Source organism: Kosakonia sp. Marseille-Q7440 (assembly GCF_965119485.1).
The window spans coordinates 50,042-75,343 of record NZ_CBCPLT010000001.1; the positions used below are offsets into that span (position 1 = coordinate 50,042).

A 25,302-nucleotide genomic window follows, 5' to 3' on the forward strand; every position below is an offset into this window, starting at 1 on the left:
GCCAGTATGTCCTGCTGGCCTTTTGGCCTGATCTGGAGCCGTCGGGAGTGAGTGTGAGCAGCAACGTTGAGCAACTGAAACAGCAGTTAAGTGAACGCATTCTGGTTCTGGATGGGGGCATGGGCACCATGATCCAGAGCTATCGTTTAAGCGAGCAGGATTTCCGCGGCGAACGCTTCGCCGACTGGCCCTGCGATCTTAAAGGGAACAATGACCTGCTGGTTCTCAGCAAACCGCAGGTGATTGCTGATATCCACGACGCCTACTTTGCAGCAGGCGCGGATATTATTGAAACCAACACCTTTAACTCCACCACCATCGCCATGGCGGATTACCAGATGGAATCCCTGTCGGCGGAGATCAACTTTGCTGCCGCGAAGCTGGCGCGTGCCAGCGCTGATAAGTGGACCGCGCAGACGCCAGATAAACCGCGCTATGTAGCCGGCGTGCTCGGCCCAACCAACCGCACCGCGTCCATTTCGCCGGACGTTAACGACCCGGCATTTCGTAATATCTCCTTCGATCAGCTGGTTACTGCCTATCGCGAATCAACCCGCGCGCTGGTGGAGGGGGGAGCCGATTTGATCATGATCGAAACGGTGTTTGATACCCTCAACGCCAAAGCGGCGATCTTCGCGGTAAAAGAGGAGTTCGACGCGCTGGGCATCGATCTGCCGATCATGATCTCCGGCACCATTACCGACGCTTCCGGGCGCACGCTCTCCGGGCAGACCACCGAAGCCTTCTATAACTCTTTGCGCCATGCCGATGCGCTCACCTTCGGTCTCAACTGTGCGCTGGGGCCGGACGAGCTGCGCCAGTATGTGCAGGAGCTGTCGCGCATTGCCGAGTGCTACGTCACCGCGCACCCGAACGCCGGTCTGCCGAATGCGTTTGGTGAATACGATCTCGATGCCGACACCATGGCAGCGCAAATCGGCGAATGGGCGCAGGCCGGTTTCCTCAACATAGTTGGCGGTTGCTGTGGCACCACGCCGGAACATATTGCGGCGATGAGCCGCGCGGTTGCTGGTGTACCGCCGCGCAAACTTCCGGAGCTGCCCGTCGCCTGCCGTCTCGCCGGTCTTGAGCCGCTCAATATTGGCGATGAGAGCCTGTTTGTGAACGTCGGCGAACGCACAAACGTCACCGGCTCAGCCAAATTCAAACGCCTGATTAAAGAAGAGAAGTACAACGAAGCGCTCGATGTCGCCCGTCAACAGGTGGAGAGCGGCGCGCAGATCATCGATATCAATATGGATGAAGGGATGCTCGACGCCGAAGCGGCGATGGTGCGTTTCCTCAACCTGATTGCCGGTGAGCCGGATATTGCCCGCGTGCCCATCATGATCGACTCCTCCAAATGGGAGGTGATTGAAAAAGGGCTGAAGTGCATCCAGGGCAAGGGCATTGTTAACTCCATCTCAATGAAAGAGGGCGTTGAGGCCTTTATTCATCACGCGAAGCTGGTGCGCCGCTATGGCGCAGCGGTGGTGGTGATGGCCTTTGATGAAGTAGGCCAGGCGGATACCCGCGCGCGCAAGATTGAGATTTGCCGTCGCGCATACCAGATTTTGACTCAGGAAGTGGGTTTCCCGCCGGAAGATATCATTTTCGACCCCAACATTTTCGCCGTGGCGACGGGGATCGAAGAGCACAACAACTATGCGCAGGACTTTATCGGTGCCTGCGAAGATATCAAACGCGAACTGCCCCACGCCCTCATCTCCGGCGGCGTGTCGAACGTCTCCTTCTCGTTTCGTGGTAACGACCCGGTGCGTGAAGCGATCCACGCTGTCTTCCTCTATTACGCCATTCGTAACGGTATGGATATGGGCATCGTCAACGCCGGTCAGCTGGCGATTTATGACGATCTGCCCGCCGAGCTGCGCGATGGGGTAGAAGATGTGATCCTTAATCGCCGCGACGACGCTACCGAGCGCATGCTGGATCTGGCGGAGAAGTATCGCGGCAGTAAAGGTGCCGATGAGGGGGCTGCTGCCCAGCAGGCGGAGTGGCGCAGCTGGGATGTGAAAAAGCGCCTTGAATATTCGCTGGTTAAAGGCATCACCGAGTTTATTGAGCAGGACACCGAAGAGGCCCGACAGCTGGCCGCGCGCCCGATCGAAGTGATTGAAGGGCCGCTGATGGATGGCATGAACGTGGTCGGCGATCTGTTTGGCGAAGGCAAAATGTTTCTGCCGCAGGTAGTGAAATCTGCCCGCGTGATGAAGCAGGCAGTGGCCTATCTGGAGCCCTACATCGAGGCCAGCAAAGAGAAGGGCAGCAGCAACGGTAAGATGGTGATCGCCACGGTAAAAGGCGATGTGCACGATATCGGCAAGAACATCGTTGGCGTGGTGCTGCAGTGCAACAACTACGAAATTATCGATCTCGGCGTGATGGTGCCAGCGGATAAAATCCTCAAAACCGCCCGCGAAGTGAATGCCGATCTGATTGGTCTTTCCGGCCTTATCACCCCCTCGCTTGATGAGATGGTCAACGTGGCGAAAGAGATGGAGCGTCAGGGCTTCACCATTCCGCTGCTGATTGGCGGCGCGACCACCTCGAAGGCCCATACGGCGGTCAAAATCGAGCAGAACTACAGCGGGCCGACGGTCTATGTGCAAAACGCCTCGCGTACCGTCGGCGTGGTCTCTGCGCTGCTCTCTGCTACTCAGCACGATGATTTTGTCGCCCGCACCCGCAAAGAGTATGAAACGGTGCGCATTCAGCACGCGCGTAAAAAACCGCGCACGCCGCCCGTGACGCTACAGGCCGCGCGTGAAAACGATCTCGCCTTTGACTGGGCGAGCTACACGCCGCCGGTCGCTCACCGTTTAGGTGTGCAGGAGGTCACGGCCAGTATTGAGACGCTGCGTAACTACATCGACTGGACGCCCTTCTTTATGACCTGGTCGCTGGCGGGTAAATATCCGCGCATCCTCGAAGATGAAGTGGTGGGTGAAGAGGCAAAACGGCTCTTCGCCGATGCCAACGAGATGCTTGATATGCTCGGCGCAGAAAAGCGGCTCAACCCGCGCGGCGTGGTGGGCATTTTCCCGGCGAACCGCGTCGGTGATGACGTCGAGATCTACCGGGATGAAACCCGCACTGAGCTGCTGGCGCTGGGCTGCCATCTGCGCCAGCAGACGGAAAAAATCGGCTTTGCTAACTACTGCCTCGCCGATTTTGTCGCGCCGAAACAGAGCGGTAAAGCGGACTACATCGGTGCTTTCGCCGTGACCGGCGGCCTGGAAGAGGACGCGCTGGCAGATGCGTATGACGCCGCGCACGACGACTACAACAAAATCATGGTCAAGGCGATAGCCGACAGGCTGGCGGAAGCCTTCGCCGAGTATCTCCATGAGCGGGTACGTAAAGTCTACTGGGGCTATGCGCCATATGAAAATCTCAGCAACGAGGCGCTGATCCGCGAGAATTACCAGGGCATCCGCCCGGCACCGGGTTATCCGGCCTGCCCGGAGCACACGGAAAAAGGGACCATCTGGCAGTTGCTGGATGTGGAGAAACATACCGGCATGAAGCTGACGGAGTCCTTCGCCATGTGGCCTGGCGCCTCGGTTTCCGGCTGGTACTTCAGCCATCCGGAGAGTAAATATTTCGCCGTGGCGCAAATTCAGCGTGACCAGGTGGAAGATTACGCGCGCCGTAAAGGGATGAGCGTGGCGGAAGTTGAACGCTGGCTGGCGTCCCATTTAGGTTACGATGCGGATTAAATTATACGGGGCAGGTTAATTGCCCCTTTTTTCATTTCATTTTCACGAAACTATCGTGAAGCAGACATAATACAAATTTGAACTAAGAACATTCTTAAAGTATGATATTTTCTTAGGCCCTCATTCCGCTTCATGCGTATGATGGAGGCAGATTAAAAAGTAAAGTTGCTCTCTTTTTTGCGCTGCTTTTGGCTGACATCAATTAAACGTGAGTATTATAAAATGGATATTTATGATATCAGGAAAAGAAATTTATTGCCGAAGGATTATGAGAATATCCTTGCGCCAGATATTGCAAAAAACATCATTAAAAAAGAGTACTTTATTGAAAGCAGCCCTAATAATCTTTTAGGCAGTATTGATGGCTACACCATTAAACCTCATCACGGTTTTAAATATGGTTTACCGCACGATCCGCTGGGCCATCAAAAAGAGAACTATATCGATAGCCTGATTGATAAAGGCATTGTGGTGGTGGTCAGGCCAAACGTCAGTGCACGCAACCGCTTCTACTATCCGTTCTTTATTTCCGAAAACGCTGAGCTGTTCTGCGTGCAGAGCCTGTCGTTCAACGCCGTCTTTGTGCGTACGATTATTAACGGCTTTAAAGATAGCGTGGCGGTACACGGGCGTCCGGCTCCGACCCGCAGCGATTTCGCGCCGGTGACGGATGAGTTTGGCCCCGGCTACTGGAAAACCAGCGAAACGGACTTCCACGGCGTGAAGAATGCGGCGGTGATGCTGCTTAACCGTGCGACCAGTATGGGCGACGAAGGCCGCGTCTTCGGCTCTGATGGCAAAGATTATATGAACACCTCGCGCGATAAAATTCAGCTCTGGACGCCGCTGCCGGCAGACCTGGCATCCGATACGCGCGAGTTCCTCTATAATCGTTCGGTGATTCGCCGCTACGGCGAAAAACGGACGATCTACCAGAAATATCTTGAGGGTGATGATGCCTGGGCGGTGTCAGGTAAATCATGGCACTGGATTCCAGGCGTAAGGGATGAAGATTATGAATTTAAGAAATAAAATATTTATCTTTTGGGGCGTGATGGACGTGCTGGCGCTGCTCGGATATCTCTTTTTTTCGATGCAGAGCGGTAACGTACCTTTTTATTCTGACATCAGCGCGTTTTATTCCAACTATGGCCGCTTAGGCGTCAGCGGTGTGACGGGCGGATTAGTCCAGTTGATGTTCTTTATTAATATTGCATTAATTATTTCGTTAATATTTTCCGCGTGGTCGTTTCTGGTAAAGAAAAATATCAATATGATTTTCTTTGTGGTGCAGGAAATTGCCCGCGTGTTCTCATTAAAATGCTCTGTTGCGCTGATTCCGATGATGCTGCATCTAACGGGATTCCGCTCAGCCCTGGTCGCGATAGTTCTGTTTATGTTGTCGGAAGCGTTAAAAATTGGCTCGGTGGTCTGGGCAAAACGTAACGGCACCCCACGCGCGGATGCCGCGTTAACGCGTTAACCGCCAACGCCTCGCTTCTGTCACATAACTGTCATCTATTCTTACAACTCGCAGGGCGCGGATTGCGCGCCCTGCGCCCGTCTCAGGTTTAACGCCTTATACTTACTTCATAAAGTTGCCGTATCCATGTGGATAACAGGCAGCGCATAACGATAAGGAGAAGCTGATTCCGTGTTAACTTTGCTACATCTTCTTTCTGCTGTCGCCCTGCTGGTGTGGGGCACACACATTGTACGAACCGGCGTCATGCGCGTGTTTGGCGCGCGTTTGCGCACGGTGCTTAGCCGCAGCGTAGAGAAAAAACCGCTCGCCTTCTGCGCCGGTATTGGCGTGACCGCGCTGGTGCAGAGCAGCAATGCCACCACCATGCTGGTGGCCTCCTTTGTCGCCCAGGATCTGGTAGCGCTGACCCCCGCACTGGTGATCGTACTCGGCGCGGATGTGGGTACCGCGCTGATGGCGAGGGTGCTGACCTTCGATCTCTCATGGCTTTCGCCGCTGCTGATTTTTGTCGGCGTGATCTTCTTTCTTGGGCGTAAACAGACCCGCGAAGGGCAGCTTGGCCGCGTCAGCATCGGCCTTGGGCTGATCCTGCTGGCGCTGGAGTTGATTGTGCAGGCCGTGACGCCGATTACCCAGGCGAACGGGGTGCAGGTGATTTTCGCCTCGCTGACCGGCGATATCATGCTCGACGCGCTGATTGGCGCGGTGTTTGCCATCATCAGCTACTCCAGCCTCGCCGCGGTGTTGCTGACCGCGACGTTAACCGCGGCCGGTATTATCTCGTTCCCGGTGGCGCTCTGCCTGGTGATTGGTGCCAACCTCGGCTCCGGGCTGCTGGCGATGCTGAATAACAGCGGGGCCAATGCCGCCGCCCGCCGCGTTGCGCTCGGCAGCCTGCTCTTCAAGCTGGTGGGCAGCCTGCTTATCCTGCCTTTCGTTCACCTCCTTGCTGACGGGATGCAGAAACTGCCGCTGCCGGAATCGGAGCTGGTGATCTATTTCCATGTCTTCTACAACGTCATCCGCTGTCTGGCGATGGTGCCGTTTGCCAGCCCGATGGCGCGCTTCTGTAAACGTATTATTCACGAAGAGCCGGAGCTGGATGCACGCCTCAAGCCGAAACACCTCGACAGCTCCGCGCTTGATACACCAACGCTGGCGCTGGCCAATGCCGCACGCGAAACCCTGCGCATGGGCGATGCGATGGAGCAGATGCTGGAAGGGCTGCACAAAGTGATGCATGGCGAACCGCGTCAGGAGAAGGAGCTGCGTAAGCAGGCCGACGATGTGAATGTGCTCTACACCGCCATCAAACTCTACCTGGCGCGCATGCCGAAAGATGAGCTGGCGGAAGAGGAGTCGAAGCGCTGGGGCGAGGTGATTGAGATGTCCCTCAACCTTGAGCAGGCCTCCGACATTATTGAGCGCATGGGCAGTGAGATCGCCGATAAATCCCTCGCCGCGCGGCGCGCGTTCTCCTTTGAAGGGCTGAAAGAGCTGGACGCTCTGCATGAGCAACTGCTTAACAACCTGAAGCTGGCGATGTCGGTCTTTTTCTCCCGCGATGTTACCAGCGCACGCCGCCTGCGCCGCAGCAAGCACCGCTTCCGTATTCTGAACCGCCGTTACTCCCACGCGCACGTCGATCGTCTGCATCAGCAAAACGTGCAGAGTATTGAAACCAGCTCGCTACACCTCGGCCTGCTCGGCGATATGAAGCGCCTCAACTCGCTCTTCTGCTCGGTGGCCTACAGCGTGCTGGAGCAGCCCGACGAAGACGAATCCCGCGAAGAGTATTAATCCACGCCGTGCCTGCGGGCACGGCAGCTTAGCGTTTGACTGTCAGTTCAATGCCCAGCGCTTTCATTACGGAGAGTGTCGTCCTCAGTGTCGGATTCCCCTTTTCGCTGAAAGAGCGATAGAGCTGCTCGCGTGACAAACCGGTTTCTGCAGCGATGTCGGTCATCCCTTTAGCCCGAGCGATCACCCCTAATGCTCGGGCGATATAAGCCGCATTGCCGGTTTCCAGTGCATCCGCCATGAAGACCGCTATCGCCTCATCGTTAACCAGTGCCGCTGCGGGATCATAAGGGGTTAATTTATTCATGGTAATCACCTGAGGATTAAACACATTTTGCCAGGTATTTTGTACTGTTGAGCAAAAATACTCTTCCACTGGTAGGGAAAAAAGTCCCCCATTCTCCTTCTGGAAAGCGTCTCACAGACTACTTTGCTCGCTTTCACATAGTGCATATATTTTAAAGAGTTAGCGCACACTTCTTTGCCGCTGGGGCAAAAATCCATTTTTCTCTTCAGCTTAACAACGTTATATTCCGCTTTCAGAGGAGAACTTATGCTGCCAACCCAATCTACACGTTTAAACAAATACATTAGCGAAAGCGGAATCTGCTCACGCCGCGAGGCTGACCGTTACATCGAACAGGGCAACGTCTTTATCAACGGCAAACGCGCCGGCATTGGCGACCAGGTGGTGGCCGGAGACGTGGTGAAAGTGAACGGGCAACTTATCGAACCGCGAAATGAAGAAGATCTGGTGTTTATCGCGTTGAATAAACCCGTTGGCATCGTCAGTACCACCGAAGAGGGCGAAAAAGACAATATCGTCGATTTCGTTAACCACAGCAGCCGCATTTTCCCCATTGGTCGGCTCGATAAAGATTCGCAGGGGCTGATTTTCCTGACCAACCACGGCGATCTGGTCAACAAAATCCTGCGGGCGGGAAACGACCACGAAAAAGAGTATCTGGTCACGGTCAACAAGCCGGTTACCGATGAGTTTGTACGCGGGATGGGCGCAGGTGTGCCGATCCTCGGTACGGTAACCAAAAAGTGCAAAGTGAAGAGGGAAGCGCCTTTTACCTTCCGCATCACGCTGGTGCAGGGGCTTAATCGCCAGATTCGCCGCATGTGCGAACACTTTGGCTATGAGGTGACCAAGCTTGAGCGCACGCGCATTATGAACGTCAGCCTGACCGGATTGCCGCCTGGCGAATGGCGCGATCTTACCGATGATGAACTGATTGCGCTGTTTAAGCTGATTGAGAACTCCACCTCGGAAGCGAAACTGAAGGGGCAGAGCAAAGCGAAACCGCAGGCGGCGAAAAAGCCCGCGGTAAAAGCGGCGAAGCCGGAAGAGAAAAGCCGGGCGAAACCGGCCGGTAAACGCTTTACCCAGCCGGGCAGGAAAAAGAAAGGGCGCTAATCAGCGGCGTCCGCGCGTTTGCGTGGTTGCCGACCACGAAAAGGTGCTGTTCTCATCAGGTTTATAAGCCTGCTGCTTTTTCACCTGGCGGGCTTTCTTCGCGGTCGCTTCACGCTGCGCCATCAACTTATCGATGTACTCTTTCTTAACATGGTTCGCCTCAGAGTTACTCAGCGGGCGTCCATGCGCAATGCGGGCGCGATCGAGCAGCGTTTTAAGCTCCCGCTGTTCACTTTCGGTCATCTCTTTCTGCGTCAGTCTGGTCACGGCCATGGCATGTTCTCCTAAGGAAGTGTCACGAGTCTACGCGATAACGCGTCAAAAGCGCAGGCAAGAACGGCATAACTGGAAATTGGCTCGCAGGTTATCGCTCAATGAGGATAACCGGAACGACCTGCTGCGCTCTGCGCTCCCTTTATCCGTTAACTCATTTCGCGCTTTTCTGCCTGATGGCCCTCTACCGGTTTACCCGACCAGTAGCCTGCCAGCAGCGAGCCGGAAAGGTTATGCCAGACCGAGAAGAGCGCGCCTGGCAGGGCGGCGAGTGGTGAGAAGTAGAGCTTGCCAAGCGCGGCAGCCAGCCCCGAGTTCTGCATTCCCACTTCGATAGCCAGCGTCCGGCAGGTGGACTCATCAAAACCAAACAGACGCCCGCCCCAGTAACCGCTGAGCAGACCAATCGCGTTATGCAGGATCACCGCCACAATCACCATCAGCCCAACAGAAGCAATGTGTGATGCGGAACCGGCGACCACCGCACTGATGATGGCCAGAATACAGACCATCGAAAAAGCGGGTAGCCAGGGCTCTACCGCTTTCACCACGCGCGGGAAGAGGTAGTGAACAATCAAACCCAGCCCAATCGGGATTACCACGATTTGCAGGATACTCAGCAGCATCCCCATCACATCGACCTGGATATGGGCATCGACATAGAGGCGCGTCAGCAGCGGCGTGGCGATAACTCCCACTAGCGTTGAGACCGAAGAGATAGTCACCGACAGCGCAACATCGCCTTTGGCGAGATAGATCATCACGTTGGATGCGGTTCCGCTGGCGACGCTGCCGACCAGCACCATCCCAGCCGACAGATCCGGAGGCATTTTGAAAATCATCGCCAGCAGCCACGCCGCCAGCGGCATCACCAGATAGTGAAGAAACGTACCCGCCGCGACGGGGGCCGGTCGGGAGAGCACGCGCTTGAAGTCGTCGAGGGTCAGATGTACGCCCATGCCGAACATAATCAGCATCAGCAGCGTGGTGACCCACGGCCCGATAGCGACAAACGTCGGCGGGAAGAAGTAGGCGAGAACGAAGAGCAGCACGGCCCAGAGCGGGAACAGCCGCGTGAAGGTTGCGAGCATGGGGATTTCCTTGCGATGACATTGTGTTGTGTTATTCCCCGTTCTCGTAAACGATTCGGGGGTTTATTAACGGCCGGGTTCGAGCCCGACCATAGCCAATGTTTATCGTGCTAAGGATTAATATTCAAACGAATTATGATGAAGATCGTTTATGTTGCGCCGCGCACGCTCTCCCAGCTCAGGCCAAAGCGTGCGAGATATTTACGCAGCCGGTCAGCATCATTGGGGTTGGCCTTTTTCTGCCGCGAGACCGCAAACAGTTCCCGGCCCGCTTCAGAGAGGCTCTGCGTGCGGCGGCACACCTCCACCACGCTCTCCAGCTGGCGTCTGTCGAAGAGATCCAGCGTCTCCATGTCGACCGGAAGATCGCCCATTGATGGCGCACCGCGCCAGTTGTACTCCAGCCGTGCGATCTCCTCTGCCACCAGCGTATCGGTGATGCGGCCCTGTTCCGCCAGCGTTGCCATACGGGCTATTGAGGTGCTCAACTCGCGGAAGTTGCCGCGCCACGCCGCCTGCGGCGAGCAGGCAAACGCCAGGTATCGCTCGCGCGCCCCTTTGTCGAAGCGGATCTGCGTCTGCTGCTCAAGGCCAAAACGCTGCAACTCATACTCGATATTGGGGGCGATATCCTCCCGCCGCTGCGCCAGCCCCGGCAGTTCAAAGGTCCACATATTGATGCGCGCGTAGAGATCCTCCCTGAAGCGCCCCTCATCAACCCACTGCTGCATATTGCGATGGGTACCGGCAATCAGCTGGAAGTCACTCTGCACCTCTTTATCCGAGCCGAAGGGGAAAAAGGTCTTCTCCTCAATCGCTTTTAACAGCATCGCCTGCTCATCCAGCCCCAGCTCGGCGATCTCATCAAGAAACAGCACCCCACCATCCGCTTCGCGCAGCAGCCCGGTTCGCGCCTGCTGTGCACCGGTAAACGCCCCCTTCACATGACCAAACAGCGTCGACATGGCGTTATCGCCGCGCAACGTCGCGCAGTTCACCGCCACCAGCCGCCCGGCAACGAGATGGCGGGCGTGGCGTAGCTGAAAGATGCGTTTTGCCAGAAACGATTTTCCCGCCCCGGTCGGGCCGGTAAGCAGAATCGGCGCAGAGGAGCGCAGCGCCACGCGCTCAATCTGATCGATCATGCGGTTAAAGGTGGCGTTGCGCGTATCAATACCCGATTTCAGAAACGAGACCGACTGCTGCTGCTCACGCTGAAAACGGCTGGTCAGCGTGGCATAGCGGCTTAAATCGAGATCGATAACCGAACAGACGCCCGCTGAGATCTCTTTATCATTCGCGCCTCTCGCCGCCGGGCCGGTCTGCAACAGGCTGGCGGGGAGGTAGCGCGCTTCGGTGAGCAGGAACCAGCAGATCTGCGCCACGTGCGTCCCGGTGGTGATATGCACCAGGTACTCTTCATTGTCGGTATCGAAAGGGTAGTGAGTGGCGAAATCTAGAAACGCGGCGTAGACCTCTTCGAAATCCCACGGATTTTTAATCTCCACCGGGTGGTTGCGCACCTCGGTGCGCGGCGAGAGCACTGCGATATCTTCTGCGGTTTGCGTCGCCAGCCCTTCATCGCGCGGCTGGTGGATCAACTCCAGCCTGTCGACAGGAAAATCCGCTTGCTGGCAGAGTGCCACCGTCGGTCGCCATTTGCGAAAGCGGTTATGCCGTTTTCCGCGTTTATCCAGCACTGTTCCCAGTACCCCGATCACAACCCGACGTTTCATCTTTATCCTGAATAATAAAAGGCGATACATAAAGATAAGAAATCTCGTAGGCTGGCACAATGCCTGGTATCGCCTTAAAAAATTAAATTATTTATTTTCAATAAGATAAAAATTTATTTTCTTGTTTCCCTCTTTTTGGCACGCCTCTCGCAATAGTTATCTCGTCAACACGCTGAGTTCGCTGGGGTTATTGACCCCGCCGGCGCATCAGGAGCGGCAAGCGCCGTTTTCCCGGAGGCGTTCCGTCAGTGCAGAGACATCTGCGGAAAATCGGTTATTGATCGGGTTCGACTCCCGAATTCGCAACCATTATCTCTCCAGATAATCATGATGCAGTACCCCGTCATCGCGCAGTTTACGGTGACATGAGACGACCGCCGATAATGGCGCCGGGCGGCAGGCAAAACAGTGTTTCCCCTGTCGCTTCGCCCCTGCATTCGCGGTCGTAACAACAAAAATAAGAGGGAACAGAGATGACCAACAAAATCACAATTCGAAAAGGTCAGTTAGCGTTACTGGCAAAAGAGGGCGACTACTACCAGGTTCTGGAAACCGGAGAGCACCGTCTGTCATGGTTTAGCAAAAAACCGGATGTGCTGATTGTTAACCGCGACGGCAGTGAAGTGCCGGCCGGTCTTGCCGAGTATTTGCGCCGTTTCCAGCCGGACTGGGCGGAGAAATATTGCCTGGCAGCCGATCTGGGCGATAACGAAGCGGGCGCGCTCTACCTGAACGGCATGCTGCTGGAGATTTTGCCGCCTGCTACGCGTCGTCTTTACTGGAAAGCGGACGACACTCTGACGCTGGTGCGCCTCAATACCGACGAGGTGAGCGTCCCGGCCGATATTGTTAACGCCGTATTGCAGCCGAAACGCGGCGCGGCGGTGAAAGGGCGCGATGCAATCCTCGTGGTGCAAGTTCCCGCCTGGCATGCGGGCGTACTGAAAATCGATGGCGAAACCCAGGCGCTGTTACCGGCGGGTATCAGCGGTTACTGGAAAGTGAACCACCTGGTGGAAGCGGAAGTGGTCGATCTGCGCCTGCAGGTGCTGGAAGTGAGCGGCCAGGAGATCCTGACCAAAGATAAAGTGACCCTGCGCCTCAACCTGGCGGCGAACTGGCGTTACAGCGATGTGCTGAGCGCGTTTGCCCAGTTGAGCAAACCGCTGGATCACCTCTACCGCGAGTTGCAGTTTGCCCTGCGTGAAGCGATCGGTACCCGCACGCTGGATGAGCTGCTGGAAGATAAGCAGATTATTGCTGATGTGGTTAGCGTACAGGTGGCGAACCGCATGGCGGCCTTCGGCATCGAAGTGGCATCGCTTGGCGTGAAAGACATCATCCTGCCGGGCGAGATGAAAACGATTCTGTCGCGCTTAGTCGAGGCAGAAAAGTCGGCGCAGGCGAATGTGATCCGCCGCCGCGAAGAGACCGCCGCCACCCGTTCGTTGCTAAACACGGCGAAAGTGATGGAGAGCAACCCGGTGGCATTGCGCCTGAAAGAGCTGGAAACGCTGGAGCGTGTCGCAGAGCGCATCGATAAGATCTCGGTCTTCGGTGGTCTCGACCAGGTATTGCACGGCCTTGTAAACATTAAAGGAAAAGATAATGCAGCATAACGATTACAACCTGCTGGCGCGTGAAAACAGCGCGCCGGTGAAGATGTGGACCCACGGCGTGCCGGTCGAGCCAGAAGCGCGTGAGCAGTTGCTTAATACCGCCAAGATGCCGTTTATCTTCAAACATCTGGCGGTAATGCCGGATGTGCACCTCGGGAAAGGTTCCACCATTGGTAGCGTCATCCCGACCAAAGGGGCGATTATCCCGGCGGCGGTCGGCGTGGATATTGGTTGCGGCATGATTGCCGTGCGTACCTCGCTGCTGGCAAGCGATCTGCCGGATAACCTGAGCGGGCTGCGCAGCGCCATTGAGCAAGCCGTGCCGCACGGGCGCTCGGTAAACCGTTCGAAGCGGGATAAAGGCGCGTGGTCAAGACCGCCGGAAGAGGTGGATGCGCACTGGGCGTCGCTTGCGCCGCGTTTTAAGCGGCTGACGGATAAATATCCGCGCTTGCTGAAGACCAACAATTATCAGCATCTGGGAACATTAGGCACCGGTAACCACTTTATTGAAGTGTGTCTGGATGAGCAGCAACGGGTCTGGGTGATGTTGCACAGCGGTTCGCGCGGCGTGGGTAATGCCATCGGCAACGTCTTTATCACCCTGGCCCAGCAGGATATGCAGCAGCATATTGCCAATCTGCCGGACCGAAACCTCGCCTATTTCCGCGAGGGGAGCAAGCACTATGACGACTATCTGGAAGCGGTCGAGTGGGCGCAGGATTTCGCCCGTCATAACCGGGAAGTGATGATGTCGCGCGTGCTGGCAGCGCTGTCGAGTATTGTCACCAAACCCTTTATGACCCAGCAGGAAGCGGTGAATTGCCACCATAACTATGTGCAAAAAGAGACGCATTTTGGTGAAGAGGTGCTGGTCACGCGTAAAGGCGCGGTGTCGGCGCAAAAAGGGCAGATGGGGATTATTCCCGGCTCAATGGGTGCGAAAAGCTTTATCGTGCGTGGGCTGGGAAACGAAGAGAGCTTCTGTTCATGCAGCCACGGTGCCGGGCGCACCATGAGCCGTACCGCGGCGAAAAAGCGCTTTACCGTTGAAGATCAGATCCGCGCTACCGCGCATGTGGAGTGCCGTAAAGACAGCGAGGTGATCGATGAGATCCCTATGGCCTATAAAGATATCGACGCCGTGATGGCGGCGCAGGCCTCGCTGGTGGAAGTGGTGCATACCCTGCGTCAGGTGGTGTGCGTAAAAGGATAAAAGGGTGAAAAGATGGAACAGCACGGAGTAGATGCCGCCATGCGTGAACGCGTGCGGCTCGAGTTAGAGGCAGTAGAGCGCAAATATGATGTGAGAGTGCTCTACGCCTGCGAATCAGGCAGTCGCGGATGGGGCTTTGCCTCGCCGGACAGCGATTATGATGTGCGCTTTTTGTATGTGCACAAGCCGCAGTGGTACCTGCGCGTTGAACCGCAGCGCGATGTGATCGAGCTGCCGATAGACGCAGAGCTGGATGTTTGCGGCTGGGAGTGGCGAAAAGCGCTGGGGTTATTGAAGGCCGCAAACCCGACGCTTATCGAGTGGCTCGATTCGCCAGTGGTCTATCAGCAGGATGAGGGCGTGCTGGCAGCGTTACGCGATCAGGTGCCGCACTGGTTTTCACCGGTTCGCGCGCGCTGGCACTACTACGCCATGGCGAAGAAGAACTTTCGCAGCTACTTGCAGGATGAGCAGGTGCGACTGAAGAAGTACTTCTATGTGCTGCGTCCGCTGCTGGCGGTGCGCTGGATAGAGGCAGGGAAAGGGATGCCGCCGATGCGTTTCGCCACGCTGCTGGCAGGAAGCGATCTCGGCGCGCCGCTGCGGGCTGAAATCGATGAACTGCTGGAGGTGAAGCAGCGCGCAGGTGAAGCGCAATACGGCGCGCGTCGGCCGTTGATGCATGACTTTATCAGCCAGGAGCTGGCGCGCGGTGAAGTGGCGGATGCATTGCCCGAGAGCCGCAGCGGCAATGTCCGCGATCTCGACCAGTTGCTGTTTGAAACGGTGATGGCCTAACCATGCCGGGTGGCGCTGCGCTTACCCGGCCTACAAACGACCATGGAGTTGAAATATGCATGGTTTGCGTAGGCCTGATAAGGCGTAGCCGCCATCAGGCAGAACCAAGGTATTGTGCCCGGTTTTGGCTCCGAACAGGTTTTTTGCCGGGTGGCGCTGCGCTTACCCGGCCTACAAACGGCCATGCAATTGAAATATGCATGGTTTACGTAGGCCTGATAAGGCGCAGCCGCCATCAGGCAGAACCACGATATTGCGCCCGGTTTTGGCTCCGGACAGTTTTTTTGCCGGGTGGCGCTGCGCTTACACGGCCTACAAACTGCATCACTCCCGTAGGCCTGATAAGGCGCAGCCGCCATCAGGCAGAACCACGATATTGTGCCCGGTTTTGGCTCCGGACAGAGCTTTTTGCCGGGTGGCGCTGCGCTTACCCGGCCTACAAACTGCATCACTCCCGTAGGCCTGATAAGGCGTAGCCGCCATCAGGCAACATCTCACTCGAACAGGTTGTGGTGTAACTTCTGCACCACCTGTTCGGCCTCTTTTCCGGGGACGAGGAAACAGAGGTTATGGCTCGACGCGCCGTAACAGATCATGCGGATATTGAATGGTTCAAGCACGCCGAACACCTCTTTGCCCACGCCGCACGCTTTCGACAAATCGTTGCCAATCAGCGCCACCAGCGCCAGATCCTCTTCCACTTCCACCCGGCAGAGCGCCGAGAGCTCCATCAACAGCCCCTGCGTCAGCAGCGTATCGCCCGTGGAGGTGGAACCGGTGGTATCCAGCGTCAGCGCCACGCTCACTTCCGAGGTGGTTATCAGATCGACCGAAATATTGTGCCGCGCCAGAATGCCGAACACTTCGGCGAGGAAGCCGCGTGAGTGGAGCATGTTCAGGCTGTGCAGCGTTAATAGCGTCTGCTTACGACGCAGCGCCAGCGCGCGGAACAGCGGCGGATTGGTGGTGTTATTGCACACCAGCGTACCGCCCGCCTGCGGATCTTTGCTCGAGCCGACAAAGACCGGAATATCGCTGCGCACCGCCGGTAACAGCGTCGCCGGATGGAGCACTTTCGCGCCGAAGGTCGCCATCTCTGCCGCCTCTTCAAAGGCGATTTCATCAATGCGTTTTGCTGCCGGTACCACGCGCGGATCGGTAGTGTAAATGCCCGGCACATCGGTCCAGATATCGACGCGCGACGCGCTCAGCGCTTCAGCCAGTAACGCTGCGGTGTAGTCGCTGCCGCCGCGGCCAAGCGTGGTGGTGCGGCCTTTCGCTTCGCTGCCGATAAAGCCCTGGGTGATCACAAGTCCCTCATTGATGCGCGGGGCAAGTTGCTGCGTGGCAAGCGTTGAGAGGGCGGCTACGTCCGGCTCGGCGCGGCCAAAACGGTCGCTGGTGCGCATCACTTTGCGGATATCAAACCACTGCGCCTGCACGCTACGCTCGCGCAGCACTTCCACAAACAGCAGGGTCGACATCAGTTCGCCGTGGCTGACCAGCTCATCCGTCAGCGCCGCCGAGGTTGCCAGCGAAGCAGCTTCAGCGAGGGTAGTAATATTTTCCAGCAGGCGTTCGATCTCTTCGCGGATCACCGCCTGGCTGCCCATACGCTCCAGGATATCGAACTGAATTTTGCGGATGGCGTCGAGCTTGACGAAACGCTCGGTCGCTTCGAGGCCTTCGGCCAGCGCAACCAGTAAGTTGGTCACGCCCGCGGAAGCGGAGAGCACCACCAGACGGACACTGTTATCGGAGAGCACCACGTCCGCACTGCGGTTCATGGCATCGTAATCGGCAACGCTGGTGCCGCCAAATTTAGCGACAACGAAACTTGACATAACTACCTCGTGTCAGGGGATATCATTTCAGCCATGGCACAAGGTAAAACCTTCGCCTTTCGCCCCACAGCGGTGGCCTGGGTAGATGAAACTGAAGCGTGCAGTTATCCTGCAAAAAACTTCGTAAAACAGCGTATTTATAAATAAAGGCTGGGCGGGCACAGTGTCAACGTCGGGATTATGCGGATTTTTCATGCTGCTTTTGCTGTTAGTAAAATGACTTATGTTGTGCTGGTTTTCGCTGTTTTTTGCCTGGCTTTTGCGCACATCGACCGAACCTTTGACATAAAAACCATCACACCTTCCCCTCGCAGGCGCTACAATCGACGGCAGTCTCACTTCTCAAATCAGAAGAGTATTGCTATGAAAAACATCAATCCAACGCAGACTTCTGCCTGGCAGGCACTACAGAAACACTACGCTGAAATGAAGGACGTCACTCTTGCGGATCTCTTCGCAAAAGACGGTGACCGCTTTACCAAATTCTCCGCTACTTTCGACGATCTGATGCTGGTGGATTACTCCAAAAACCGCATCACGCAAGAGACCCTCGACGCGCTGCTGGCGCTGGCTAAAGAGACCGATCTGGCCGGTGCCATCAAATCGATGTTCTCCGGCGAGAAGATCAACCGCACCGAAGATCGCGCCGTGCTGCACGTCGCGCTGCGTAACCGTAGCAATACGCCGATTATGGTCGATGGCAAAGATGTGATGCCGGAAGTGAACGCCGTGCTGGAGAAGATGAAAAGCTTCTCAGAAGCGATCATTTCAGGCAGCTGGAAAGGCTACACCGGCAAGCCGATCACCGACGTGGTCAACATCGGCATTGGCGGCTCGGATCTCGGCCCGTTTATGGTTACCGAAGCGCTGCGCCCGTACAAAAATCACCTCAACATGCACTTTGTCTCTAACGTCGATGGTACCCACATCGCTGAAGTGCTGAAGAAAGTGAACCCGGAAAGCACGCTGTTCCTCGTGGCATCGAAAACCTTCACCACCCAGGAAACCATGACCAACGCCCATAGCGCGCGCGACTGGTTCCTGAAAACCGCCGCTGACGAAAAGCACGTAGCGAAGCACTTTGCCGCACTCTCGACTAACGCGAAAGCGGTGGGTGAGTTCGGGATTGATACCGCCAACATGTTTGAGTTCTGGGACTGGGTCGGCGGTCGTTACTCCCTGTGGTCGGCGATTGGTCTGTCGATCATCCTCTCCGTGGGCTTCGACAACTTTGTTGAGCTGCTTTCCGGCGCGCACGCCATGGATAAGCACTTCGCCTCCACCGAGCTGGATAAGAACCTGCCGGTGCTGCTGGCGCTGATCGGTATCTGGTACAACAACTTCTTCGGCGCTGAGACCGAAGCGATCCTGCCGTATGACCAGTACATGCACCGCTTTGCCGCCTACTTCCAGCAGGGCAACATGGAATCCAACGGTAAATATGTTGACCGCAATGGCAACGCCGTGGATTACCAGACTGGCCCAATCATCTGGGGTGAGCCGGGCACCAACGGTCAGCATGCGTTTTACCAGCTGATTCACCAGGGAACCAAAATGGTGCCGTGCGATTTCATCGCTCCGGCCATTACCCATAACGCGCTTTCTGATCACCACCAGAAACTGCTCTCCAACTTCTTCGCCCAGACCGAAGCGCTGGCGTTCGGCAAATCCCGTGAGGTGGTTGAGCAGGAGTATCGCGATCAGGGTAAAGATCCGGCAACGTTGGATCACGTGGTGCCGTTCAAAGTGTTTGAAGGCAACCGCCCGACCAACTCCATCCTGCTGCGCGAAATCACGCCGTTTAGCCTCGGCGCGCTGATTGCGCTCTATGAGCACAAAATCTTCACCCAGGGCGCAATCCTCAACATCTTCACCTTTGACCAGTGGGGCGTTGAGTTAGGCAAACAGCTGGCGAACCGTATTCTGCCGGAACTGGGCGACGATAAATCGATCTCCAGCCACGACAGTTCAACAAACGGGCTGATTAACCGCTACAAATCCTGGCGCGGTTAACAGAGAAAGCGTCGCTTCGGCGGCGCTTTTTTTTGCCTGCGCAATTATTCCCGCCGCACCTTAAATATCTGCCGCCTGCGCGAATCAATATATAAGTAATTCCAATAATGTTATTTCCATTAAGGCTAATCCACGCCGAATAGCTGCCTTTGCCATGCGTAATTTGGTTCATCAGGTTTATCCGAAAATCAGCGCGCATAGCGTAACGCTTACTATCTATTTTAGGACTAGCCTTATTGTATGAATAATATGTGATTATTTATATCTTTGTTTTTTAAAGTATTTATAAATCTAACTGTTTGCTAAATATACGCTCCGGCTAATGTTCCTAAAAGGTTCCCCGCTATTTCCTGAGGCGTAATTCCTCTGCTTTAGTTGTGTATACTCCCTATCGCCTGAATTTTTTCAGGCAAATCTCCATTCATTCAATGAAGGGAAATTGATATGAAAAAAGCTCTTTATGGCATTTTTGCCATAACCGCGCTTGCGGCGACGTCTGCTTTCGCTGCACCGGTGCAAACCGGTGACGCAGCAGGCTCGGCAGCGACCTCTGTTTCTGCAGGCAGCTCTGCGGCAACGAGTGCGAGCACCGTAGGGTCAGCGGTAGGTGTCGCTCTGGCGGCAACCGGTGGCGGTGATGGTTCCAATACGGGGACCACAACCACCACCACGACAAGTACTCAGTAATAGCGAGTGCATTAACTATAACCACACTTCGGTGTGGTTATTTCGTCCCTTTCGGAGAAGAGTCGTGAAGCGACCTGGTATCATTTTGATTTGCCTGCTCCTTCAGGCATGTTCTGGCCCGATCAAAGGCCTCGGGAATTCACTCTGGAATAGCGTATTTGGCACGCCGGGCGTGCAGCTTACCGATGAAGATATCCGTAATATGCCCTACGCCAGCCAATATATGCGGCTGAATAACGGCCCTCAGCTGTTTGTGGTGTTGGCATTTGCCGAAAACGGGCAGCAAAAATGGGTGACGCAAGATCAGGCCGTCATCGTGACGCAAAACTATCGCATCGTAAAAACCCACCTTGGCACCGATAACCTGCTTGATGTCACCAACCTGGCGGCAGATCCGCTGGCGAAACCTAACCAAATTATCGATGGTACCAGCTGGACGCGCATGATGGGCTGGACCGAATACAAACAGGTGCGCTACGCCACTGCCCGCTCGGTGTTCCACTGGAATGGCACCGACACCGTGCAACTGGGCAGCGACGAAACCCGCGTTCGCGTGCTGGACGAAGAGGTCACAACGGATCAAAAAAGCTGGCGCAACCGCTACTGGGTGGATGAGGACGGGGTGATCCGCCAGTCTGAACAGTATCTTGGCGCGGACTGGTTCCCGGTGAAAACCACGCTGATTAAGGCGGGCAAACAATGAAAACACGCGCGCTCTTTTTGATGCTTTCAAGCCTCGTCTCCCCGCTGGCGCTGGCGGCGGGCAACGTTGATGTTTACACCCCCGGCGACAGCAAACCGAAAACCTTAACCAATGCCGAACATCTGGTCGATCTGGTGGGCCAGCCGCGTCTGGCGAACAGCTGGTGGCCGGGCGCGGTGGTCAGCGAGCGCAGGGCGACGATCACCGAGCAGGCACGCCATCAAGCGCTGCTGGCCCGGCTCACCACGCTCGCGTCAGAAGAGGGGGGGGACAGCGCCGCCGCCATCAACGGCTTGCGTCAGCAGTTGCAGGGAATCAAGGTCACCGGCAGGCAGCTTGTTGAACTCGATCCCGACTTTTTGCGCACGCACCGCCGCGCTAACCGGCCGCTGGAAGGTGACTACACCCTGTGGGTGGGACCGCAGCCGACCACCATTACCGTCGTCGGGCTGGTGAGCCGGCCGGGCAAGAAGCCCTTTACGCCAGAGCGCGATGTGGTGAGCTACCTCGACGAGATGGATCTGTTGAGCGGCGCGGATCGCAGCTACGCATGGGTGGTCTATCCCAACGGTAAAACGCAAAAGGTACCGGTGGCTTACTGGAACCGTCGTCACGTCGAGCCGATGCCCGGCAGCGTGATTTTCGTCGGTTTCGCACCGGGTTTGTGGAGCGATGAGAATGACAAGCTCAATGCCGACATTCTCCAGTCCCTGACGCATCGGATACCGGAATAATAATGAAAAAATCGTTTGTTATTAGCATATTGGCGCTTGGCGTGAGCGCCGCTTGTCACGCGGAGTCCTGGCCGGACCCGATCGGGCCTTCGCAGTCAGATTTCGGCGGCGTTGGCCTGTTGCAAACGCCCACCGCGCGTATGGCACCCGAGGGCGAACTGAGCCTCAACTATCGCGATAACGACCAGTATCGTTACTACTCAGGCTCGGTGCAGCTCTTCCCGTGGCTGGAAACTACACTGCGTTACACCGACGTGCGTACGCGCAAATATAGCTCGGTTGAAGCGTTCTCCGGCAACCAGACCTATAAAGATAAAGCGTTCGATCTGAAATTACGCCTCTGGGAAGAGGGCTACTGGCTGCCGCAGGTCTCCGTCGGCGCGCGCGATATCGGCGGGACAGGGCTGTTCGATGGCGAATATCTGGTGGCGAACAAAGCCTGGGGGCCGTTTGATTTCTCCCTCGGTATCGGCTGGGGCTATCTCGGCACCAATGGAAATATTAAAAACCCGCTCTGTAGCTACAAGTCAGCCTATTGCGTGCGTGACAACCGCTATAAACAGGCCGGTTCAACGGATACCAGCCAGATGTTCCGCGGCCCGAGCGCGCTGTTCGGCGGCGTAGAGTACCAGACGCCGTGGAACCCGCTGCGCCTGAAGCTGGAGTATGACGGCAACAACTATCAGCAGGATTTCGCCGGCAAACTGCCGCAGCGCAGCAAAGTGAACGTCGGCGCGATCTATCGCGTGTCGGACTGGGCAGATATCAACCTGAGCTACGAGCGCGGTAACACCTGGATGTTCGGCTTCACCCTGCGTAATAACTTCAATAATTTGCGCCCGGCGTATAACGATAACCCACGGCCGAAGTATCAACCGCAGCCGCAGGATGCGATCCTGCAACACTCGGTGGTGGCGAATCAGCTTACGTTGCTGAAGTACAATGCCGGTCTTGCGGATCCGCAAATTCAGGTCAAGGGCGATACGCTCTATGTCACCGGCGAGCAGGTGAAATATCGTCATAACCAGGAAGGGGTTGAGCGCGCAAACCGTATCATCATGAATGATTTGCCGGACGGTATTCGCACCATCCGGGTGACGGAAAACCGCCTGCGTATGCCAGCTGTGACTACCGAAACGGATGTCGCCAGCCTGAAACGCCACCTTGAGGGCGAACCGCTGGGACAGGATACGGAGCTGGTGCAAAAACGCGTCACGCCAATCGTGCCGGATAAAACCGAGCAGGGCTGGTATATCGACCGCACGGCGTTCGACTTCCATCTCGATCCGGTGCTTAACCAGTCGCTCGGCGGGCCGGAAGGCTTCTACATGTATCAGCTGGGGATAATGGCGACCGCCGACTGGTGGGTCACCGACCATCTGCTGACCACCGGCAGCCTGTTCGGCAACATCTCCAATAACTATGACAAGTTTAACTACACTAACCCGCCGAAGGACTCCGCGCTGCCGCGTGTGCGTACCCGCGTGCGTGAATATGTGCAGAACGATGTCTATGTGAACAACCTGCAGGCCAACTACCTCCAGTACCTCGGCAATAATTTCTATGGCCAGGTCTATGGCGGTTATCTGGAGACCATGTACGGCGGCGCGGGTGCAGAGGTGCTGTGGCGTCCGGTTGACGGGCCGCTCGCCTTCGGCATTGACGCGAACTACGTGAAGCAGCGTGACTGGCGCAGCGCCCAGGACATGATGAAGTTCACCGATTACAGCGTGAAAACCGGGCACTTCACCGCCTACTGGACGCCGTGGTTTGCCGATAATGTGCTGGTGAAAGCGAGCGCCGGGCAGTATCTGGCGGGCGATAAAGGGGTGACGCTGGAAGTGTCGAAACACTTCGACAGCGGCATCGTGGTCGGGGCGTATGCGACGAAAACCAACGTTTCCGCCGCGCAGTACGGCGAAGGGGATTTCACCAAAGGGGTGTATGTCTCCGTACCGCTGGATCTGTTCAGCGCCAGCCCGACCCGCAGCCGTGCCGCCATCGGCTGGACACCGCTGACGCGTGACGGCGGCCAGAAACTGGGCCGTAAGTTCGATCTCTACAGCCTGACCAGCGATAAGTCAGTTAACTTCCAGTAAGCAAACGCCCTTCTCGCGCTGAGAAGGGCGCTGTTTTACAACCGGCGCAGCAGTCGCGCCGGATTGCCCGCATAAACGCCTTTCACCGTAGTCGACTTTGTCACCACGCTGCCCGCGCCAATTACGCAGCCATCGCAAATCGAGACCGCCAGAATCGTCGCACCGCTGCCAATAGATACCCCATTGCCAATCGTAATCCGCCCCCAGTTTTCGCGATTTGGATCGGGTTTGCCGTCGCGGAACAGATCGTTGGCGAACATCACGCCGTGACCAATAAAGCAGCCTTCGCCAATGGTGACGTACTCACAAATAAAGGTGTGGGACTGGATCTTCGTGGCTTTGCCTATCTGCGTATTACCCTGGATTTCTACAAATGGGCCGACAAAAACCTCATCCGCCAGCGTGCAGTCATACAGATTGGCGGGCTCATAAATCACCACATTTTCACCGCAGGTCACGTTGCGAACGGCGGCGTGGCGAAGAGAGGCGGTGTGCATGATGGCTCCTTAAAGCGGTTTCCCGAAAATATGCAGCGTGCTTTGTTCTGACCGCGACACATCTCATCACGGGCTGTCACATAATCTAAGTAAAAAAAGTAGATCAAGATCACATTTACGCGATATACAGAGGATCTTCTAACAATAATGAGGTGCTGTTATGTCGTCGCTTAATCACCCGCGGGTGGCGTTTGTTTCAACTATTTTGCAGGGCATACTCAGCCTGGGTCTGCTGGCACTGGGTATTATCCTGATTGTCTTTCTCGGCAAAGAGACGCTGCATCTGGCCATTGCGCTCTTCGCGCCGGTACAAACCAGCAAATATGAGCTGGTCGAAGGGCTGGTGGTTTACTTCCTCTACTTCGAATTTATCGCCTTGATTGTGAAGTATTTTCAGTCCGGGCTGCACTTCCCGCTGCGCTACTTTGTCTATATCGGCATTACGGCGATTGTACGGTTGATCATCATCGATCATGAGTCGCCGATGGATGTGCTGATCTACTCGGCGGCGATCCTGCTACTGGTGATCACGCTGTGGATCTGTAACTCCCAGCGCCTGCGCCGCGAATAAAAAAGGCGGCCTGTTCAGGCCGCCAAAATTGAGGGTGCAGTGGCAATAACAACAAGGGTATGACAACGATGAAATTTAGCCCTTCACCCCGCCAGCCGTCAGGCCATTGACCAGCCAGCGCTGCGCCAGCAGGAACACCAGGGTAATCGGGATGGCGGAGAGCACCGCCGCGGCGGCGAAATCGCCCCATAAGTAGTTCTGCGGGTTGAGATACTGCTGCATCCCCACCGCCAGCGTGTAGCTGTCGACATCGCGTAGCAGCAGCGAGGCGACCGGCACTTCGGTAATGGCCGCAATAAACGACAGAATAAAGACCACCGCCAGAATCGGCACCGACAGCGGCAGCAGCACCAGGCGGAACGCCTGCCACGGCGTCGCGCCATCCAGCGAGGCGGCCTCTTCCAGCGAGCTGTCGATCGTTTCGAAATACCCCTTGATCGTCCAGACATGCAGTGCGATCCCGCCGAGATAGGCGAAGATCACCCCACCGTGCGTATTCAGACCAATAAACGGAATGTACTGGCCTAAACGATCAAACAGGGCATAGAGCGCCACCAGCGACAGCACCGCCGGGAACATCTGGAAAATCAGCATCCCTTTCAGCAGCGTCGCTTTACCGCGAAAACGCATACGGGCAAAGGCGTAGGCGCAGGTGGTGGAGAGCGCGACAATGCCGATGGCGGTAATCACGGCGATCTTCACCGAGTTCCACAGCCATAACAGCACCGGGAAGGGCGGCGGAGTGACGCGCCCATCGGCATGCTCAACGCTAAAGCCCAGCGCCAGCCGCCAGTGCTCCCAGGAGATGCGCTCCGGGATCAGGCTGCCGGTGGCGAAGTTGCCTTCACGCAGTGAAATGGCGATCACCATCAGCAGCGGGAACATAATCGCGGCGATAAACAGCAGCAGTAACGCATGGGTGAAAAAGAGCCGCAGCTTTTGCGATTTCGCCTGCACCATAGCCATAGTTTT

At 56.2% G+C, this 25,302-nt stretch carries 21 protein-coding genes; 14 read left to right on the forward strand and 7 right to left on the reverse strand.

Going from position 1 to position 25,302, the window contains the following annotated elements; translation table 11 throughout:
* Positions 1-53: 53 nt before the first annotated feature.
* From metH to ACWPW2_RS00260, 4 genes are all read left to right on the forward strand, one after another.
* Complete coding sequence (gene metH, locus ACWPW2_RS00245) at positions 54-3,740, forward strand: methionine synthase (protein WP_454121229.1); 3,687 nt, start codon at positions 54-56, stop codon at positions 3,738-3,740.
* Positions 3,741-3,995: 255 nt separating this feature from the next.
* Entirely contained in the window at positions 3,996-4,772 is a 777-nt protein-coding gene (locus ACWPW2_RS00250; protein WP_034812002.1) for a hypothetical protein, read from the forward strand.
* On the forward strand, positions 4,747-5,223 hold the full coding sequence (locus tag ACWPW2_RS00255) for a hypothetical protein (protein WP_454121230.1): 477 nt from the start codon (positions 4,747-4,749) through the stop codon (positions 5,221-5,223). The genes ACWPW2_RS00250 and ACWPW2_RS00255 overlap by 26 nt, the downstream gene beginning before the upstream one ends.
* Before the next feature lie 171 nt (positions 5,224-5,394).
* On the forward strand, positions 5,395-7,026 hold the full coding sequence (locus ACWPW2_RS00260; protein WP_124970715.1) for a Na/Pi cotransporter family protein: 1,632 nt from the start codon (positions 5,395-5,397) through the stop codon (positions 7,024-7,026).
* Between the two features lie 28 nt (positions 7,027-7,054).
* Here ACWPW2_RS00260 and ACWPW2_RS00265 read toward each other — a convergent pair whose 3' ends face one another.
* Positions 7,055-7,333 carry an addiction module antidote protein gene (locus ACWPW2_RS00265; protein WP_454121231.1) on the reverse strand — a complete coding sequence of 93 codons (279 nt, stop codon included), beginning with the start codon at positions 7,331-7,333 and terminating at the stop codon, positions 7,055-7,057.
* A 246-nt stretch (positions 7,334-7,579) separates the two neighbouring features.
* Between ACWPW2_RS00265 and rluF the strand changes: the two genes are divergently transcribed.
* Positions 7,580-8,449, forward strand: coding sequence for a 23S rRNA pseudouridine(2604) synthase RluF (gene rluF / locus ACWPW2_RS00270; RefSeq protein ID WP_454121232.1), 870 nt, complete (start codon positions 7,580-7,582; stop codon positions 8,447-8,449).
* Here the strand turns inward: rluF and ACWPW2_RS00275 are convergent, their stop codons facing one another.
* From ACWPW2_RS00275 to rtcR, 3 genes are all read right to left on the reverse strand, one after another.
* The gene (locus ACWPW2_RS00275; RefSeq protein WP_042712605.1) at positions 8,450-8,722 is read right to left on the reverse strand and encodes a DUF3811 domain-containing protein; all 273 of its coding nucleotides are present in this window, start codon (positions 8,720-8,722) and stop codon (positions 8,450-8,452) included.
* Positions 8,723-8,871: 149 nt separating this feature from the next.
* Entirely contained in the window at positions 8,872-9,813 is a 942-nt protein-coding gene (gene panS, locus ACWPW2_RS00280) for a ketopantoate/pantoate/pantothenate transporter PanS (protein WP_454121233.1), read from the reverse strand.
* A gap of 149 nt (positions 9,814-9,962) precedes the next feature.
* Entirely contained in the window at positions 9,963-11,549 is a 1,587-nt protein-coding gene (gene rtcR / locus ACWPW2_RS00285; RefSeq protein WP_454121234.1) for an RNA repair transcriptional activator RtcR, read from the reverse strand.
* Between the two features lie 473 nt (positions 11,550-12,022).
* Between rtcR and ACWPW2_RS00290 the strand changes: the two genes are divergently transcribed.
* From ACWPW2_RS00290 to ACWPW2_RS00300, 3 genes are read left to right on the forward strand one after another with little or no spacing between them, the layout of a single operon-like run.
* Positions 12,023-13,168, forward strand: coding sequence for a slipin family protein (locus tag ACWPW2_RS00290; protein ID WP_454121236.1), 1,146 nt, complete (start codon positions 12,023-12,025; stop codon positions 13,166-13,168).
* The gene (locus ACWPW2_RS00295) at positions 13,158-14,384 is read left to right on the forward strand and encodes an RtcB family protein (protein ID WP_023478346.1); all 1,227 of its coding nucleotides are present in this window, start codon (positions 13,158-13,160) and stop codon (positions 14,382-14,384) included. Before ACWPW2_RS00290 ends, ACWPW2_RS00295 begins: the two co-directional genes overlap by 11 nt.
* 12 nt (positions 14,385-14,396) lie before the next feature.
* Positions 14,397-15,182, forward strand: coding sequence for a nucleotidyltransferase domain-containing protein (locus tag ACWPW2_RS00300; protein WP_023478385.1), 786 nt, complete (start codon positions 14,397-14,399; stop codon positions 15,180-15,182).
* A gap of 494 nt (positions 15,183-15,676) precedes the next feature.
* Here ACWPW2_RS00300 and lysC read toward each other — a convergent pair whose 3' ends face one another.
* Positions 15,677-17,026, reverse strand: a complete 1,350-nt coding sequence (lysC, locus tag ACWPW2_RS00305; protein ID WP_139568492.1) for a lysine-sensitive aspartokinase 3 — start codon at positions 17,024-17,026, stop codon at positions 15,677-15,679.
* A gap of 363 nt (positions 17,027-17,389) precedes the next feature.
* Between lysC and pgi the strand changes: the two genes are divergently transcribed.
* The 5 genes from pgi (at position 17,390) to ACWPW2_RS00330 (ending at position 23,262) form a co-directional block, all read left to right on the forward strand.
* Entirely contained in the window at positions 17,390-19,039 is a 1,650-nt protein-coding gene (gene pgi / locus ACWPW2_RS00310) for a glucose-6-phosphate isomerase (RefSeq protein WP_454121238.1), read from the forward strand.
* Positions 19,040-19,483: 444 nt separating this feature from the next.
* Entirely contained in the window at positions 19,484-19,726 is a 243-nt protein-coding gene (yjbE, locus tag ACWPW2_RS00315) for an exopolysaccharide production protein YjbE (RefSeq protein ID WP_071789442.1), read from the forward strand.
* 64 nt (positions 19,727-19,790) lie between these two features.
* Positions 19,791-20,429, forward strand: a complete 639-nt coding sequence (locus ACWPW2_RS00320; protein WP_023478525.1) for a YjbF family lipoprotein — start codon at positions 19,791-19,793, stop codon at positions 20,427-20,429.
* Entirely contained in the window at positions 20,426-21,163 is a 738-nt protein-coding gene (locus ACWPW2_RS00325; protein WP_279794906.1) for a capsule biosynthesis GfcC family protein, read from the forward strand. Before ACWPW2_RS00320 ends, ACWPW2_RS00325 begins: the two co-directional genes overlap by 4 nt.
* A gap of 2 nt (positions 21,164-21,165) precedes the next feature.
* Entirely contained in the window at positions 21,166-23,262 is a 2,097-nt protein-coding gene (locus ACWPW2_RS00330; protein ID WP_200134481.1) for a YjbH domain-containing protein, read from the forward strand.
* A 35-nt stretch (positions 23,263-23,297) separates the two neighbouring features.
* Here the strand turns inward: ACWPW2_RS00330 and ACWPW2_RS00335 are convergent, their stop codons facing one another.
* Positions 23,298-23,759: an acyltransferase gene (locus ACWPW2_RS00335; RefSeq protein ID WP_054804249.1), complete on the reverse strand. Its 462-nt coding sequence runs from the start codon at positions 23,757-23,759 to the stop codon at positions 23,298-23,300.
* A gap of 160 nt (positions 23,760-23,919) precedes the next feature.
* Between ACWPW2_RS00335 and psiE the strand changes: the two genes are divergently transcribed.
* Complete coding sequence (gene psiE / locus ACWPW2_RS00340) at positions 23,920-24,330, forward strand: phosphate-starvation-inducible protein PsiE (protein WP_124970674.1); 411 nt, start codon at positions 23,920-23,922, stop codon at positions 24,328-24,330.
* A 75-nt stretch (positions 24,331-24,405) separates the two neighbouring features.
* Here the strand turns inward: psiE and malG are convergent, their stop codons facing one another.
* A complete protein-coding gene (gene malG / locus ACWPW2_RS00345; protein WP_023478487.1) occupies positions 24,406-25,296 on the reverse strand; it encodes a maltose ABC transporter permease MalG in 891 nt (296 codons plus the stop codon).
* Positions 25,297-25,302 lie beyond the last annotated feature (6 nt).

Bases quoted from the DNA above. Each gene is read 5' to 3' on its own strand.
- ACWPW2_RS00325 (WP_279794906.1), top strand. From the start codon at position 20,426: ATGAAAACACGCGCGCTCTTTTTGATGCTTTCAAGCCTCGTCTCCCCG.
- yjbE (WP_071789442.1), top strand. From the start codon at position 19,484: ATGAAAAAAGCTCTTTATGGCATTTTTGCCATAACCGCGCTTGCGGCG.
- ACWPW2_RS00295 (WP_023478346.1), top strand. From the start codon at position 13,158: ATGCAGCATAACGATTACAACCTGCTGGCGCGTGAAAACAGCGCGCCG.
- lysC (WP_139568492.1), bottom strand. From the start codon at position 17,026: ATGTCAAGTTTCGTTGTCGCTAAATTTGGCGGCACCAGCGTTGCCGAT.
- ACWPW2_RS00275 (WP_042712605.1), bottom strand. From the start codon at position 8,722: ATGGCCGTGACCAGACTGACGCAGAAAGAGATGACCGAAAGTGAACAG.
- ACWPW2_RS00265 (WP_454121231.1), bottom strand. From the start codon at position 7,333: ATGAATAAATTAACCCCTTATGATCCCGCAGCGGCACTGGTTAACGAT.
- rluF (WP_454121232.1), top strand. From the start codon at position 7,580: ATGCTGCCAACCCAATCTACACGTTTAAACAAATACATTAGCGAAAGC.
- malG (WP_023478487.1), bottom strand. From the start codon at position 25,296: ATGGCTATGGTGCAGGCGAAATCGCAAAAGCTGCGGCTCTTTTTCACC.
- ACWPW2_RS00300 (WP_023478385.1), top strand. From the start codon at position 14,397: ATGGAACAGCACGGAGTAGATGCCGCCATGCGTGAACGCGTGCGGCTC.
- ACWPW2_RS00255 (WP_454121230.1), top strand. From the start codon at position 4,747: ATGAAGATTATGAATTTAAGAAATAAAATATTTATCTTTTGGGGCGTG.
- pgi (WP_454121238.1), top strand. From the start codon at position 17,390: ATGAAAAACATCAATCCAACGCAGACTTCTGCCTGGCAGGCACTACAG.
- ACWPW2_RS00330 (WP_200134481.1), top strand. From the start codon at position 21,166: ATGAAAAAATCGTTTGTTATTAGCATATTGGCGCTTGGCGTGAGCGCC.
- rtcR (WP_454121234.1), bottom strand. From the start codon at position 11,549: ATGAAACGTCGGGTTGTGATCGGGGTACTGGGAACAGTGCTGGATAAA.
- ACWPW2_RS00290 (WP_454121236.1), top strand. From the start codon at position 12,023: ATGACCAACAAAATCACAATTCGAAAAGGTCAGTTAGCGTTACTGGCA.
- ACWPW2_RS00335 (WP_054804249.1), bottom strand. From the start codon at position 23,759: ATGCACACCGCCTCTCTTCGCCACGCCGCCGTTCGCAACGTGACCTGC.
- psiE (WP_124970674.1), top strand. From the start codon at position 23,920: ATGTCGTCGCTTAATCACCCGCGGGTGGCGTTTGTTTCAACTATTTTG.
- panS (WP_454121233.1), bottom strand. From the start codon at position 9,813: ATGCTCGCAACCTTCACGCGGCTGTTCCCGCTCTGGGCCGTGCTGCTC.